Annotated in this window: 12 protein-coding genes; 8 read left to right on the forward strand and 4 right to left on the reverse strand. The window is 33.7% G+C overall.

All coding sequences use genetic code 11. The features are described 5' to 3' along the window. Positions 1–255: 255 nt before the first annotated feature. From OM075_RS18375 to OM075_RS18385, 3 genes are all read right to left on the reverse strand, one after another. On the reverse strand, positions 256–975 hold the full coding sequence (locus OM075_RS18375) for an energy transducer TonB (protein ID WP_301192004.1): 720 nt from the start codon (positions 973–975) through the stop codon (positions 256–258). 214 nt (positions 976–1,189) lie between these two features. Next, complete coding sequence (locus OM075_RS18380) at positions 1,190–1,966, reverse strand: LuxR C-terminal-related transcriptional regulator (RefSeq protein ID WP_301192005.1); 777 nt, start codon at positions 1,964–1,966, stop codon at positions 1,190–1,192. A gap of 139 nt (positions 1,967–2,105) precedes the next feature. Then, positions 2,106–2,846 carry an energy transducer TonB gene (locus tag OM075_RS18385; protein ID WP_301192006.1) on the reverse strand — a complete coding sequence of 247 codons (741 nt, stop codon included), beginning with the start codon at positions 2,844–2,846 and terminating at the stop codon, positions 2,106–2,108. 381 nt (positions 2,847–3,227) lie between these two features. On the opposite strand from OM075_RS18385, the gene OM075_RS18390 reads away from it, so the two are divergent. The 7 genes from OM075_RS18390 to dnaJ all read left to right on the forward strand — a co-directional run bounded on the left by OM075_RS18390 (position 3,228) and on the right by dnaJ (position 11,173). Continuing rightward, positions 3,228–5,519, forward strand: coding sequence for an ATP-dependent helicase (locus tag OM075_RS18390; RefSeq protein ID WP_301192007.1), 2,292 nt, complete (start codon positions 3,228–3,230; stop codon positions 5,517–5,519). Between the two features lie 156 nt (positions 5,520–5,675). After that, positions 5,676–6,323 carry a DUF4290 domain-containing protein gene (locus OM075_RS18395; RefSeq protein ID WP_301192008.1) on the forward strand — a complete coding sequence of 216 codons (648 nt, stop codon included), beginning with the start codon at positions 5,676–5,678 and terminating at the stop codon, positions 6,321–6,323. A gap of 29 nt (positions 6,324–6,352) precedes the next feature. After that, positions 6,353–7,666 (forward strand): UDP-N-acetylglucosamine 1-carboxyvinyltransferase, encoded by a 1,314-nt coding sequence (gene murA / locus OM075_RS18400; RefSeq protein WP_301192009.1) that lies wholly within the window; start codon positions 6,353–6,355, stop codon positions 7,664–7,666. 327 nt (positions 7,667–7,993) lie between these two features. Then, positions 7,994–8,524: a TlpA family protein disulfide reductase gene (locus tag OM075_RS18405; protein WP_301192010.1), complete on the forward strand. Its 531-nt coding sequence runs from the start codon at positions 7,994–7,996 to the stop codon at positions 8,522–8,524. 149 nt (positions 8,525–8,673) lie between these two features. Beyond that, positions 8,674–9,189, forward strand: a complete 516-nt coding sequence (locus OM075_RS18410; protein WP_301192011.1) for a TlpA family protein disulfide reductase — start codon at positions 8,674–8,676, stop codon at positions 9,187–9,189. Between the two features lie 192 nt (positions 9,190–9,381). Further along, positions 9,382–9,987, forward strand: coding sequence for a nucleotide exchange factor GrpE (locus OM075_RS18415; RefSeq protein ID WP_301192012.1), 606 nt, complete (start codon positions 9,382–9,384; stop codon positions 9,985–9,987). A 22-nt stretch (positions 9,988–10,009) separates the two neighbouring features. Then, positions 10,010–11,173, forward strand: a complete 1,164-nt coding sequence (gene dnaJ / locus OM075_RS18420) for a molecular chaperone DnaJ (RefSeq protein ID WP_301192013.1) — start codon at positions 10,010–10,012, stop codon at positions 11,171–11,173. Positions 11,174–11,264: 91 nt separating this feature from the next. Here dnaJ and kbl read toward each other — a convergent pair whose 3' ends face one another. Further along, the gene (kbl, locus tag OM075_RS18425) at positions 11,265–12,455 is read right to left on the reverse strand and encodes a glycine C-acetyltransferase (RefSeq protein WP_301192014.1); all 1,191 of its coding nucleotides are present in this window, start codon (positions 12,453–12,455) and stop codon (positions 11,265–11,267) included. 237 nt (positions 12,456–12,692) lie between these two features. On the opposite strand from kbl, the gene porG reads away from it, so the two are divergent. After that, positions 12,693–13,454: a type IX secretion system protein PorG gene (porG, locus tag OM075_RS18430; RefSeq protein ID WP_301192015.1), complete on the forward strand. Its 762-nt coding sequence runs from the start codon at positions 12,693–12,695 to the stop codon at positions 13,452–13,454. Positions 13,455–13,467: the final 13 nt, after the last annotated feature.

Consider the following 13,467-nt stretch of genomic DNA (forward strand, 5'->3'; position numbering starts at 1 on the left):
TCATCTTAGAATAGATGAGAAACGAGCTAAAGAATGACTTTTAGTCATTCAGGTCGCTCAAAACTATGGACTTTCAGTCCATAGTGGTTTATTTTGCATTTTCATAAATAAATAATACAATAGAAATTACAATTTACCTGAGTTCAATTTAAATTTTAAGTGGGCAATGTGCACATTGTAAAATGGTAATTTTTTATGTGTGCGTTTAATCTAAAAACCTAATTTGAACTCAGGGTAGTTAAATAATTCATCACTTTATTGAAGTTTAATATTAATTGTTTCTGTATTTGCTACATAAGAAGAGCTTGTAATTTCATTAAATCTATTCATCTTATCTGCACTCTTTAATTCATAACCAGCTTTTTCATATACACGGGCCTGCCAAAAAATAATAGATGGTTCTTGTGGTTGGTATTTATTGGCAGTTTCTAAATATCTTATTGCTTTTTCGAATTGTCTTGCAGATTTTTTAGCAGCTTGATCCTGAGTTAAATTATATCTTATACTTGTGTACTCTGCTAATTGAAATTTAGATAAACCACGCTCTAAGTTCATATTTGCTAAGTCTTTAAGTGAAGGTAAGTTCGGATCTGTGAAGTTTATATGAACTTCTTTTTCCATAGCAACAGGTTTACCGTTTACATGACCTGGCATCCATAAGCCTGATGATTTTTCAAGACAAGCAGTAACTTCTCTGTCTGTACTTTTTGATACAGAATTTAAAATACTGATATTTGAAACAGATCCGTCATCATTGATTGTAAACAATGCAACAACAACACCAGCCTCAAGATTTTCGTTGTTGATGTTTGTATTAATAAATTGGTTCATTTTAGAGCTGTTATCATCATAATTTACATCTTGCGATCCGATGAAATAAGGAGAAGTAACAACGGTTTCAGTTAATTGTCTGTTTTGTGAAAATGCAAATACTGAAATCAATAAAGCTGTGAGTAATAATCCATATTTTTTCATGACATATAAGTATTAAAAATTTGTATTGTAACATTAAAAATGGGTTAACTATGTTTCTTAATTCCTATATAAAAATAATAACAGACCCGTAAATCGTCTATACTTATATATGAGTATACTTTTTTTAATGTTCATTATATCAAATAGCTACTAAATTACAAATCGCTTTAATTAACATATATTAACAAATAAAATCCATTTGTTTAACAGTATGTTATTCCTTAATAAGATGGTTTGAAATAGAATAAGCAATTAATTCAGCTGTGTTACATAAGTGAGATTTTGAGAGCATCTTTCTGCGGTGGGTGTCAACAGTGTGTTTACTAATATTAAGCATAGTACCTATTTCATTACTACTCTTGCCCATAGCCAACAATGCCAGAATTTCCTTTTCTCTTTTTGTAAATACCGATGAAAGTTCAGTTAGCTCTTCATCTGGAAAACAAAAACAAGTATTGTCGCCATTGTTAGTGTAGTTAAATTCAATTTTCAGACTTTCTTTAATATGTGATATGTCCGTATTAAAAGATAAAGTTTGAAAACTATGCTTCTCTTCTCCTTTTTTGAATAAGCAATTTTGATTTAAGAGTCTGATGTAGTGTCCATCTTTGTGTCGAATTCTAAAGTCCATAGAAGTGATGCTTCTGAAAGGTTTTAGGTTGTCAATATCCGTAATAACGAATTCGCACATTTTTTTTGTAGCCAGCAATACCACAGGATAATCTTCGGGGTGAATATAACTGTAGAGTCTTTTCAGTGTTAATTCTTCAGGATGGTATCCTAAAATATTAGAGATGTTATGGGACGTAAAAAAGAGTTTAAATTGTGGGAATTGTATTATATGGTAGAACTGATTATCCAAACAAATTAAATTTTGCAGTTCTTTATAATCAGCTTGCGGTTTATTTAGCAGATGGTTACCATCTGTTGTACCTGATAGTTTTTCAACTAAGTGTACTAAATCATTAAATGAAAATTCATATTCAGACATCTTAAACCGCTATTAAAATATTAAAGATACTCAAGTGAGATATCGATGTCAATTATTTGTCGGGTATTTTAAAGGGATAGAAATAAAAAAAAATCCGGGAACTCCGGATTTTTCAATTCATTATTAAAATAGAACTTGATTATATGTATACGTTAATTACTTCAGTGGTTACATATTTAGCACTTTCAACCAATTCATCAAAATCTAGTAATTTTAAATCTCTCATTAAATCGTCGCCAAGTTTTTCATATGTTTTTGCTTGCCAAAAAATAATTTGAGCTTCTTCAGGTCTAAGAGATTCTGCTTTATTAAATCTGTTTAAAGCAGTATGATATTTTCTGTCAGATCTTTTTAAACGTACTTCATCACTTAAGAAAGGATCGCTTTCACATTGCTCCGCTTTATAGAATTTTCTAATTCCTTTGGTAGAGTAGTATATAGCTTGTTCTTCCAAAGCAGGACTGTTTTCATCAGAAAATGCAATTACAACTCTTTTTTCCATTTGAACAGGAACGCCATCTTTTGAACCAGGTATCCATTTTCCTGAGGTTGATTTAATACTTTCTATTACCTCATTATCATTTGTATAAGAAACAGAATTTCGAACAATAAAATTCTCTAAGGAGCCATCTTCATTTACGGTAAAATCAATAACAACAGTTCCTTCCTGAAATTCTGTATATTCAGCTTGAACCTTATTTGATAAATCCTGATATAAGAATTTACTAATAGGATTAATCATGTCCTTTGTATTTTCTACTCCATAAACCGGACCGGAATATTTAGGTGCTCTAACAATAACTTCTTCATAATTGTATACCTGAGCCATGCTTATCAGAGAGAATACAATCAATACAGTAAATAATAAAACCCTTTTCATAATGTATAGTTTATAGTTTTTTTAATATGGAGGCTTTTAAACTTTAAGACTCCTGGAAAATAAAAGAAATCCTTTTGCCCATTCAGATTTCTAGTAAGTTGAACGTATGCTTATGCATAAAAATCTCAAGAGTTAAAAAGGTTATGTTGGTAAGGTTTTTTAATAGTGATACTAAGTTGAATCAGGTTTTTAAAACAACAGCACTAAGTTAATTCCATATTAAGCAGTAGTCTATACTCAAATTTGAGTAAATTCATGTTTTGCATTACGATAGATTGATGGGCTTTTGAAGGAAACATATTTATAGTAATGCATGAAAATGCCTATGGCAGAAAGCAGATTTAATTTATCTTTGTCAATCTAAAAAAACAGAAAATATTCGTGCAAAAATATCTAGATCAATTAAATAGTTCGCAAAGAGAAGCAGTAGTTAACACTTCAGGGCCGTCGTTGGTTATAGCAGGAGCTGGTTCCGGAAAAACAAGAGTTCTAACATTCAGGATTGCTCACCTATTAACTCAGGGTGTTCCTCCACATCGTATTTTGGCGCTGACATTTACAAATAAAGCAGCCAGAGAAATGAAAGAACGTATTGCATCTATCGTTGGTAATGATATTGCCCGAAACCTTTGGATGGGAACTTTCCACTCTATTTTTGCCCGAATATTACGAAGTGAAGCGGAACGAATTGGTTATCCTTCTTCTTTTACAATTTATGATACAGCAGATTCTAAAAGTCTAGTTAAGTCCATTGTTAAGGAGATGAAACTTAACGATAAAGAATATAAGCCAGGTGCTGTGTTAGGAAGAATTTCTGCTGCAAAAAATGATTTGGTAACACCCGCTTCTTATGCTCGTGATCAGCATCGCATGATGGAGGATCAGGCTACTAAGAAAGGAATGATATATGAGATTTATACTCGCTATATGCGATACTGTTATAAATCAGGAGTGATGGATTTTGATGACTTGTTGTTAAATACCAATATACTTTTTCGTGATCATCCGGAAGCATTACAGAAGTATCAGAATATCTTTCAATACATTATGGTAGATGAGTATCAGGATACCAATTATTCTCAGTATATCATTATCAAAAAGCTGGCAGAAAAGCACAATAACATATGTGTTGTGGGAGATGATGCTCAAAGTATCTATAGCTTTAGGGGTGCGAAAATTGAAAACATACTTAATTTTAGAAATGATTACCCGGGTTATAAGTTATATAAACTGGAACAGAACTATAGATCTACACAGACAATAGTAAACGCTGCAAACAGTATTATTGCTAAAAACTCCAAACAAATTAAAAAGGATGTTTTTTCAGAAAAGGATACGGGTAATAAGATCAAAATCCATAATGCTATTTCCGATATAGAAGAAGGATATATAGTAATAAATGATATTAAGGAAAAGCATCTCAGACAGAACTACGATTATCAGGATTTTGCAATTCTATACAGAACAAATGCGCAGTCGCGTATTTTTGAGGAAGCCTTAAGAAAAGCCTCAATGCCTTATAAAATTTATGGTGGACTAAGTTTCTATCAACGTAAGGAAATTAAAGATTTATTGGCTTATTGTAGAATTACTGTAAACCCGTCTGATCAGGAAGCGTTAAAGAGGATTATCAATTATCCGGCAAGGGGAATTGGAAAGACAACTCTTGATAAAATTGAAGCAGCAGCCAGTGCTACGGGAAAAAGTATGTGGGAAATTTTGGTTTCAGTTGAAAATACAAGCAAGTTATTTAATGCTGGAACACAGAAGAAATTAAATTCTTTTGTGGGATTAATTTCTGGTTTTAGGGCAGGAGTTAATCAACTTTCGGCTTATGAGTTGGTAACTGAAATAGCAACTCAAAGTGGTATGATGAAAGAGTTGTATCAGGACAGAACTCCTGAAAGTGTGGCAAGACAAGAAAACGTTCAGGAATTATTAAATGGTATTCAGGAATTTACCATGAATAAAACGGAAGAAGGGGGAGAAACCGGGTTGGTAAATTTCCTTGAAGAAGTGTCGTTGCTTACAGATCAGGATAATGAATCGGAAGACGATATCAATAAAATTACCTTAATGACCATTCACTCCAGCAAAGGTTTGGAGTTTAAAAATGTATATGTTGTTGGTGTTGAGGAAGGCTTATTCCCTTCAAATATGACAATAGAGAGTGAGCAGGGTGTTGAGGAAGAAAGAAGATTGTTTTATGTTGCTATTACACGTGCAGAGGATAATGCAACAGTTTCGTTTGCCAGAACAAGATATAAATATGGAGAATCATCATTTTGCAGACCATCCAGATTTATCAATGAAATTGATAGTGAATATATTGAGTTTTCAGGAGATCAGATAAAAATACCTGCAGTACAAGGAAGATTTTCTGCATCATCTGCACCAAAGAGGTCTTTCGGATCTTCAGATTCACCTTCAAAACCAGGATATAACTTTAAAAAAGTTAATAGTCATACCGTTCAAAACAGACCTTCTTCGTTAGGTAGCGGATCGGTAGGTAATCTTAAGCCGGGAGTAATAGTAGAACATATACGTTTTGGTAGAGGTAAAATTGTAAATATTGAAGGTCAAATACCAAATGCAAAAGCTATGGTAGACTTTGATAATGCAGGAGTTAAACAATTATTACTAAAATTTGCCAAACTTAAAATTTTGGGTTAGATTTGTGGCGATAGCACTGCATGAACTTTTTCACATGGTTACTGCACTTTTTTAACAAACGTTATCCCCATTTCTGAAAGCATCGGTATACTTCAGGTGCGTTTCAGCTGAATTTCTTAAAGAAAATAATAAAGAAGTAGGATTTTATAATTAAGTATGGATTATAACTCAAATAGGAAGAAATTACTTCTACCTGAATATGGGCGACATATTCAGAAGATGGTAGATTACTGTGTTACAATTGAAGATAAAGACGAAAGAACAAGATGTGCCCAATCCATTATTGGTAATATGGGAAATATGTTTCCTCATTTACGTGATGTAAACGATTTTAAACACAAACTTTGGGATCATTTGGCTATTATGTCAGATTTTAAACTTGATATTGAAACACCATTTGACCTTCCTGAAAAGGAAACACTTTATCAACGTCCTAAAAAGTTAGCCTATGATAATGAACGAATCAGATATCGTCATTATGGCCGCACAATTGAAAAAATGATTGAAAAGGCTGTTGATATGGAAGAAGGAGAATTAAAACATCATCTTCTGTTATTAATAGCAAACAATATGAAAAAGTCGCTTTTGCAGTGGAATAAAGATTTCCCTGGCGACGAAAGAGTATTCTCTGATATGGTTGAGCTTTCAGGTAATAAATTGGAAATCCCTTCCGATCTAAAAATTCCGGAGCAAAGAGAACATCAGAATTACAGCCAAAGCCAAAGTCTAAACCAGAATCAGAATCAGAATCAAAATAGAAATAGGAAGAAGCGTCCGTTTAAAAGATACGACGATAGAAAATAGAATCAAATTGAAATAATCTACATACAAAGATGTATTGTTTTGAAATTGAAGGGGGTCATAAGCTTTCTGGCGAAATAACTCCACAAGGGGCGAAGAACGAAGCACTTCAGGTAATTTGTGCTACACTTTTATCAAAAGAAGAAATTACCATTACTAATATTCCGGATATCGTAGATGTAAACAACCTTATTAATCTTCTATCAGATATAGGTGTTGTAGTAAATAGAATATCAAAAGATAAATGCTCTTTTAAAGCAGAGAATATTGATCTGGAGTATCTTCAATCAAAAGATTTTAGAAAAAAAGCGTCTTCATTGCGTGGTTCAATTATGATAATGGGACCCTTGTTGGCCAGGTTTGGAAAAGCATATTTTCCGAAGCCGGGTGGCGATAAGATAGGAAGACGTCGACTAGATACTCACTTTATCGGATTTGAAAAATTAGGAGCTAAATTTCATTATAATCCACACGAAATATTTTATAGTGTAGAAGCTGATCAGCTTAAAGGTTGTTACATGCTTTTAGATGAAGCTTCTGTTACCGGAACTGCCAATATTGTAATGGCTGCAGTGTTAACTCCTGGAAAAACCAGTATCTATAATGCTGCCTGTGAACCATATTTACAGCAACTTTGTAAAATGATGGTTAGCATGGGAGCCAAAATAGATGGAATAGGCTCTAATTTACTTCATATAGAAGGCGTTGAGACTCTTGCAGGTTGTAACCATCGAATTCTGCCAGATATGATTGAAATTGGCAGTTTTATTGGAATGGCTGCCATGACAGGGTCGGAGATAACTATTAAGGATACTGCATACGATGAATTAGGTATTATTCCGGATTCATTCAGAAGAATGGGAATTAAGCTTGAAAGAAGGGGAGATGATATTTATATTCCTGAACAGGATTCATATGAAATAGAAACCTTTATTGACGGATCAATAATGACCATTGCAGATGCTCCATGGCCAGGATTAACACCGGATTTATTAAGTGTTTTCCTTGTTATTGCAACACAGGCTAAAGGTAGTGTTCTAATTCATCAGAAGATGTTTGAAAGTCGCTTGTTTTTTGTAGATAAGTTGATTGATATGGGAGCAAGAATTATCTTGTGTGATCCACATAGGGCAACCGTTATTGGATTAAATAAAGAAACGATGTTACGAGGTACAACTTTAACATCACCAGATATTCGTGCCGGAGTAGCTCTTTTGATTGCAGCTTTATCTGCTAAAGGTAAGAGTGTTATACAAAATATTAATCAGATTGACAGGGGGTATGAAAATATCGATATCCGACTTCAAAAACTTGGGGCAAGAATAAAAAGAGTAAATTCTAAATAGTAAAATTAATAAATATTAACAAAGAGGCTGTTGTACAAGTTAAAACGTACAATGGCCTTTTTTCATTTTAGTATATTTTATAATGGATACAGATAGGTGTTAGGGCTTTTATGTTCTGTTAACATTTGGTCAGAATCGACTAAAATAATAATCATTTTCGACTTTTCAAAAGAATTAGTTTTGTTTTTTACTGTTTTGTGACATATTTTTGCCCATCGTTTTCCTAACATTTGTCATGAAAACGGAAGTGTTGGTCTAAATAAAGACGAACCGTATCGCAAAAATCATAAACTTTGCGATGTGATTATAAACCAAAATTGTGTGTGTATGAGAAAGCTAAAACTAATTATTTTAGTTGTTTTAGCAGGGCCAGGGTTTATTTCTTTTATCAATGGCTTACCGGAACCAAAGGTAGGTCTTGGAATTGGAGATAAAGTTCCTGAATTTAAAACTACCCTGATTAATGGGGCTGATTTCGATCTGGAGTCATTACGTGGAAAAATGGTTCTTGTTGACTTTTGGGCGTCATATGATGGGGAATCCCGAGTTGATAATCATCAAAAGATGAGACTTCAAAAAGAATTTGCAAATTGCAAATTTTACAATGGTGAAGGTTTTGTAGTTGTTGCAATTTCCCTTGACCGATTTAAATCTCCCTTAAATAAGGCTATTGAAGAAGACGGTATGACAAATGCCCTGCACATCTGCGACTACTTAGGAGCGGAATCGTCTATTGCAAAAGCCTACAATGTAGAAAAACCTACAAACTACCTTATTGATGGTGATGGCAGATTAATTGCCAGCAGCACAAGTATTGATAAAGTGGCTTCGTCACTTGAATACCTTCGCAGAAATTAAAATTATTTCCTTTTTTTTATTAAAAATGATGTATTAGTGATAATCTATTGGCATTTTTGTATGATTTATGTATCTGAACAATTTGTAAAATAAATTGTAAAATATATTGAATCATAATTAAGAAGTCATTAGTAATAAAACTTTTATATATGAGAAATAAGATTTTAATAGTGGTTCTGTTTCTAATGGGAATTACTTTTTCTGGCGAAGCACAAAAGGTTGGATTAGGAATAGGAAATAAAGCACCTGAATTAAAATTACTATCTCCTGAAGGAGAAGTTATATCACTATCCTCTTTGAAAGGACAGTTAGTTCTTATCGATTTCTGGGCCTCATGGTGCGGACCATGTCGAAGAGAAAATCCTAATGTGGTAAATGCTTATCAGCAGTATAAGGACGAAAAGTTTAAAAACGGCAAAGGTTTTACTGTTTATAGCGTGTCGCTTGATAAGAGCAAAGAGATGTGGAAAAAAGCTATTGAGCAAGATAAGCTTGAATGGCCAAACCATGTAAGTGATTTAAAAGGTTGGAATTCTCTTGGGGCTGAGGTATATAATATTCGAGGAATTCCAGATAACTTTTTAATTGATAAAGACGGAATTATTATTGCAAAAAGATTAAGAGGGCCGGCTTTAGAACAAGCATTAGAGAGCTTGTTAAAATAATTGACTTTAAATAAGTAATAACTGATAATTATTATGGCAGAATATCCTTTAGTATTCTGCCATTTTTTATTTTGCAGTGACAAGATTTTCGTTTTGATTACAAAACGCTGTCAATTTGTCCCTCTTTTATTGAGTGGCAAAATAATTGTTAAGCGTTGAGCTGTAAATACGAAAATGTAAGAAATTAATATAATGACAAAGAAAGCATCACAAAAAGAAAAGCAGGAGGAAGTAGTTGACGAGCAAGTAACAACTAACGAAAACCTTGAGGAAACTCAGAATGATGTAGCAGAAGAGCAGGTTGAAGACAACAAAGAAGCTGAAGAAAATGGCTTAAGTTCTGAAGAAAAACAGATTGAGGAATTAACTCAAAAAGTGGCTGAACTTAACGATAGATATTTGCGTTTGACTGCTGAATATGACAACTACAGAAAAAGAACACTTAAGGAAAGAATGGAGTTGACTAAAAGTGCGGGAGAGGGTCTTTTAAAAGGAATTTTACCTGTAGTTGATGATTTTGACAGAGCAATTTCTCACTTAGGTGAAGCATCGGATTTAAATGCAGTTAAGGAAGGAATTGATTTAATTTATAACAAATTTCAGGAATTTCTTAAGCAGAATGGTGTTTCTGAAATTGAGGCTAAAGAAAAAGAATTTGATACAGACTTGCATGAGGCAATAACCAAAATACCTGCTCCAACTGAGGAATTAAAAGGTAAGGTTATTGATTGTATAGAGAAAGGATATATGCTTAATGATAAAGTAATGCGTTTCTCAAAAGTAGTTGTTGGAGAATAGTTAAGAAACAGAGGTTATCATTATGTCTAAAAGAGATTATTACGAGGTTCTAGAAGTTTCAAAAAATGCAACTCCAGAGGAGATAAAGAAGGCTTATCGAAAGAAAGCCATTCAATTCCATCCGGATAAAAACCCTGGAGATAAAGCTGCGGAAGAAAAGTTTAAAGAAGCTGCAGAGGCCTATGAAGTATTAAGCGATCAGAACAAGCGTTCGCGCTATGATCAATTTGGCCATGCCGGGGTAGGTGGTGCATCTTCTGGTGGTGGCTTTGGTGGTGGTATGTCAATGGATGATATATTCTCACATTTTGGTGATATTTTTGGCGGAGGCGGATTTGGAGGCTTTAGCGGATTCGGAGGATTCGGCGGAGGCGGAAGAAGTCGTCAAAGAGTTAATAAAGGTTCAAATTTAAGAGTTAAGGTAACATTAACCCTTAATGAAATTTTGAACGGCGTTGAAAAAAAGATCCGTGTAAAGAAATATGTGCCATGTAGCCACTGTAGTGGTTCAGGAGCTGAAGGTGGTGCATCACATAGTACTTGTACTACATGTAATGGCTCTGGTCAGGTAACACGTATCTCAAATACGATTTTAGGACAAATGCAAACCGCTTCAACATGTCCAACATGTGGAGGTGAAGGTAAGATTATTACTAACAAGTGTAAGCATTGTTCAGGAGAAGGTGTTGTTCGTGATGAAGAAGTAATTTCTATAAATATTCCAGCTGGTGTTGAAGAAGGAATGCAGCTTTCTGTTTCCGGAAAAGGTAATGCAGCCAGAAGAGGTGGAATTAACGGAGATTTATTGGTTCTTATTCATGAGGAAGAACATGAAGAGTTAGTTCGTGATGGTCGTGACTTATTGTACAATCTGTTTGTAAGTGTTCCGGATGCTACATTAGGTGCGCCTGTTGAAATTCCAACCCTTGAAGGTAGAGTGAAGGTGAAGATAGAAGCAGGTACTCAACCAGGAAAAGTATTAAGACTTAGAGGTAAGGGACTGCCTGAAGTTAATAGCTATGGAAGAGGAGATTTATTAGTGAAAATAAATGTTTGGATTCCTAAGGATCTTTCGAAAGATGAGAAGAAAGCTATGGAAAAAATGGCTGAGTCGGATAACTTCACCCCAAAACCAAGCTCGCAAGAAAAAGGTTTTTTTAGTAGAATGAAAAATATGTTTGAATAGACATAAATATATTATGCCATTTAGGGCATTATATAAAAATTAAAAAGGTCGGATAGTTTTATCCGACCTTTGTTTTTATATCAAATTTATTTTACTCAATAACTTTAAGTTCTTTTCCAATTTTAGTAAAGGCTGCAATTGCCCTGTCTAAATGATCTTTTGTATGAGCTGCTGAAATTTGAATTCTGATTCTAGCTTGTCCTTTAGGAACTACAGGATAATAAAAACCAATTACATAAATACCTTCCTGTAGCAATTTATCAGCAAACTCTTGTGATAATTTTGCGTCGTATAACATAAGTGCTACGATGGCAGAGTCAGTTGGCTTAATATCAAAACCAGCTTCTTTTATTTTTGATTTAAAATAATCAGCATTCTCAATTACTCTGTCTCTGTATTCTGTTGATGCGCTTAGCATGTCAAATACTTCAGAGGCAGCGCCTACAATTGCAGGGGCTAAGGAATTTGAAAAAAGATAAGGGCGGGATCTTTGACGTAGCATATCAATAATTTCTTTTTTTCCAGTAGTAAATCCTCCCAGAGCTCCCCCTAATGCTTTTCCTAAGGTACTTGTAATGATGTCAACTCTGCTCATCACATTATGATATTCATGAGTTCCTCTTCCTGTTTTACCAATAAAACCTGAAGCGTGACTATCATCAACCATAACCAAAGCCTTGTATTTTTCAGCTAAATCGCATATTTGATCTAATTTGGCAATGTCTCCATCCATAGAAAAAACACCATCAGTTACAATAATGCGATAACGTTGCTCTTGTGATTTTACAAGTTGCTCTTCAAGATCAGCCATGTTTGCATGCTTGTATCTATACCTAGCCGCTTTGCAAAGTCTGACACCGTCAATAATGGAAGCATGGTTTAACTCGTCAGAAATAATTGCATCTTCAGCAGAAAATAAAGGTTCAAAAACACCTCCGTTTGCATCAAAAGCAGCTGCATATAATATGGTGTCTTCAGTACCTAGAAAATCTGCAATTTTCTTTTCTAAATTTTTATGGATATCCTGCGTTCCGCAAATAAATCTAACGGATGACATCCCGTATCCATGCGAATTCATAATGTCTTGTGCAGCTTTAACAACTCTTGGGTGTGATGATAATCCCAAATAGTTATTAGCGCAAAAGTTTAGTACATCTTCTCCTGTGCTAACTTTTATGTCTGCACCCTGGGGAGTGGTAATAATTCTTTCTGTTTTATATAGTCCTGACTCTTTAATATTATCGAGTTCTGAGGCGAGGTAATCTTTAAAATCTCCGTACATAATTATTGATGATTTTTTGTTTACCCAAAATTAGCAAGCTAAATCAATTAAAAAAATGATTTTGACAAGGTTTGTTTACGATTAACTTTAACTCGATTTTAACTATCAATCGACAATAAATATCAAAATTCGGGGTTATATTTACGGCGCTAAAATGATATATTATTGCATTTTGCATATAAATATTACTTTTGTGGCTGCCTGATTTGAATAGAAATTAATTTAGGGGCTTTCAGAATGAAGAAAAAAAGAGAATTAAAATTGTTTGGATTTGCATTACAGAAATGTGGATTTATATTAACACTGTTGTTTTTATTTTCATTCTTTACTATAAAGGCTCAAGATAGACTTGAAGTTGGATTGATGGCAGGAACTTCTTATTATTTAGGAGATTTAAATCCACAAAAGCAATTTTACAAACCTTCATTAGCGTATGGAGGTGTAGCACGATATGTTTTAACAGATAGATTTGCAGTTAAAGGTTCCGCTGCTTTAATGAATATTAAAGGAGAAGAATCTTATAATGGTACATCTTTCCCAAACGGGAATGGTAATTATTCTTTTAAAAGGAGTATTGGAGATGTGGCGCTGCAAATGGAGTTTAATTTCAGATCTTATGATCATCCTTTTATAAAAACAACAACCTTTACGCCATATGTTTCATTTGGAGTAGGAACGACAATTTATCAAAGAATTTCATCAGATTTTGAAAATAGCTCTGAACAAATGGTTTTTATATTATCTTTGCCAATCGGTGTAGGTTTTAAGTATAAAATAAACAAATGGATAAGGGTAGGAGCAGAGTGGAGTTTTAGAAAAACCTTTGTGGATGATCTTGACATAAGAATAAGACGTAATATCCCCTTCGAAGGAACAGATGATCCTTACGGATTTGAAGGAGGGACTACAGTTCATAATAATGATTTATATTCTTTTGCAGGAGTGATGGTTACCTTTAGCATGTTTAGAAGAAAAACCGAATGTAAAAGTGGATATTAAAAAGGCAAAGACA

Origin of the sequence: Plebeiibacterium sediminum (genome assembly GCF_026013605.1) — a bacterium.
Classification (GTDB): domain Bacteria; phylum Bacteroidota; class Bacteroidia; order Bacteroidales; family Marinilabiliaceae; genus Saccharicrinis; species Saccharicrinis sediminus.

Excerpts from the sequence above, each read along its gene's own strand:
- kbl (WP_301192014.1), bottom strand. The coding sequence starts at position 12,455 with ATGTACGGAGATTTTAAAGATTACCTCGCCTCAGAACTCGATAATATT.
- murA (WP_301192009.1), top strand. The coding sequence starts at position 6,353 with ATGTATTGTTTTGAAATTGAAGGGGGTCATAAGCTTTCTGGCGAAATA.
- OM075_RS18395 (WP_301192008.1), top strand. The coding sequence starts at position 5,676 with ATGGATTATAACTCAAATAGGAAGAAATTACTTCTACCTGAATATGGG.
- porG (WP_301192015.1), top strand. The coding sequence starts at position 12,693 with ATGAAGAAAAAAAGAGAATTAAAATTGTTTGGATTTGCATTACAGAAA.
- OM075_RS18410 (WP_301192011.1), top strand. The coding sequence starts at position 8,674 with ATGAGAAATAAGATTTTAATAGTGGTTCTGTTTCTAATGGGAATTACT.
- OM075_RS18415 (WP_301192012.1), top strand. The coding sequence starts at position 9,382 with ATGACAAAGAAAGCATCACAAAAAGAAAAGCAGGAGGAAGTAGTTGAC.
- OM075_RS18375 (WP_301192004.1), bottom strand. The coding sequence starts at position 975 with ATGAAAAAATATGGATTATTACTCACAGCTTTATTGATTTCAGTATTT.
- OM075_RS18385 (WP_301192006.1), bottom strand. The coding sequence starts at position 2,846 with ATGAAAAGGGTTTTATTATTTACTGTATTGATTGTATTCTCTCTGATA.
- OM075_RS18380 (WP_301192005.1), bottom strand. The coding sequence starts at position 1,966 with ATGTCTGAATATGAATTTTCATTTAATGATTTAGTACACTTAGTTGAA.
- OM075_RS18405 (WP_301192010.1), top strand. The coding sequence starts at position 7,994 with ATGAGAAAGCTAAAACTAATTATTTTAGTTGTTTTAGCAGGGCCAGGG.
- dnaJ (WP_301192013.1), top strand. The coding sequence starts at position 10,010 with ATGTCTAAAAGAGATTATTACGAGGTTCTAGAAGTTTCAAAAAATGCA.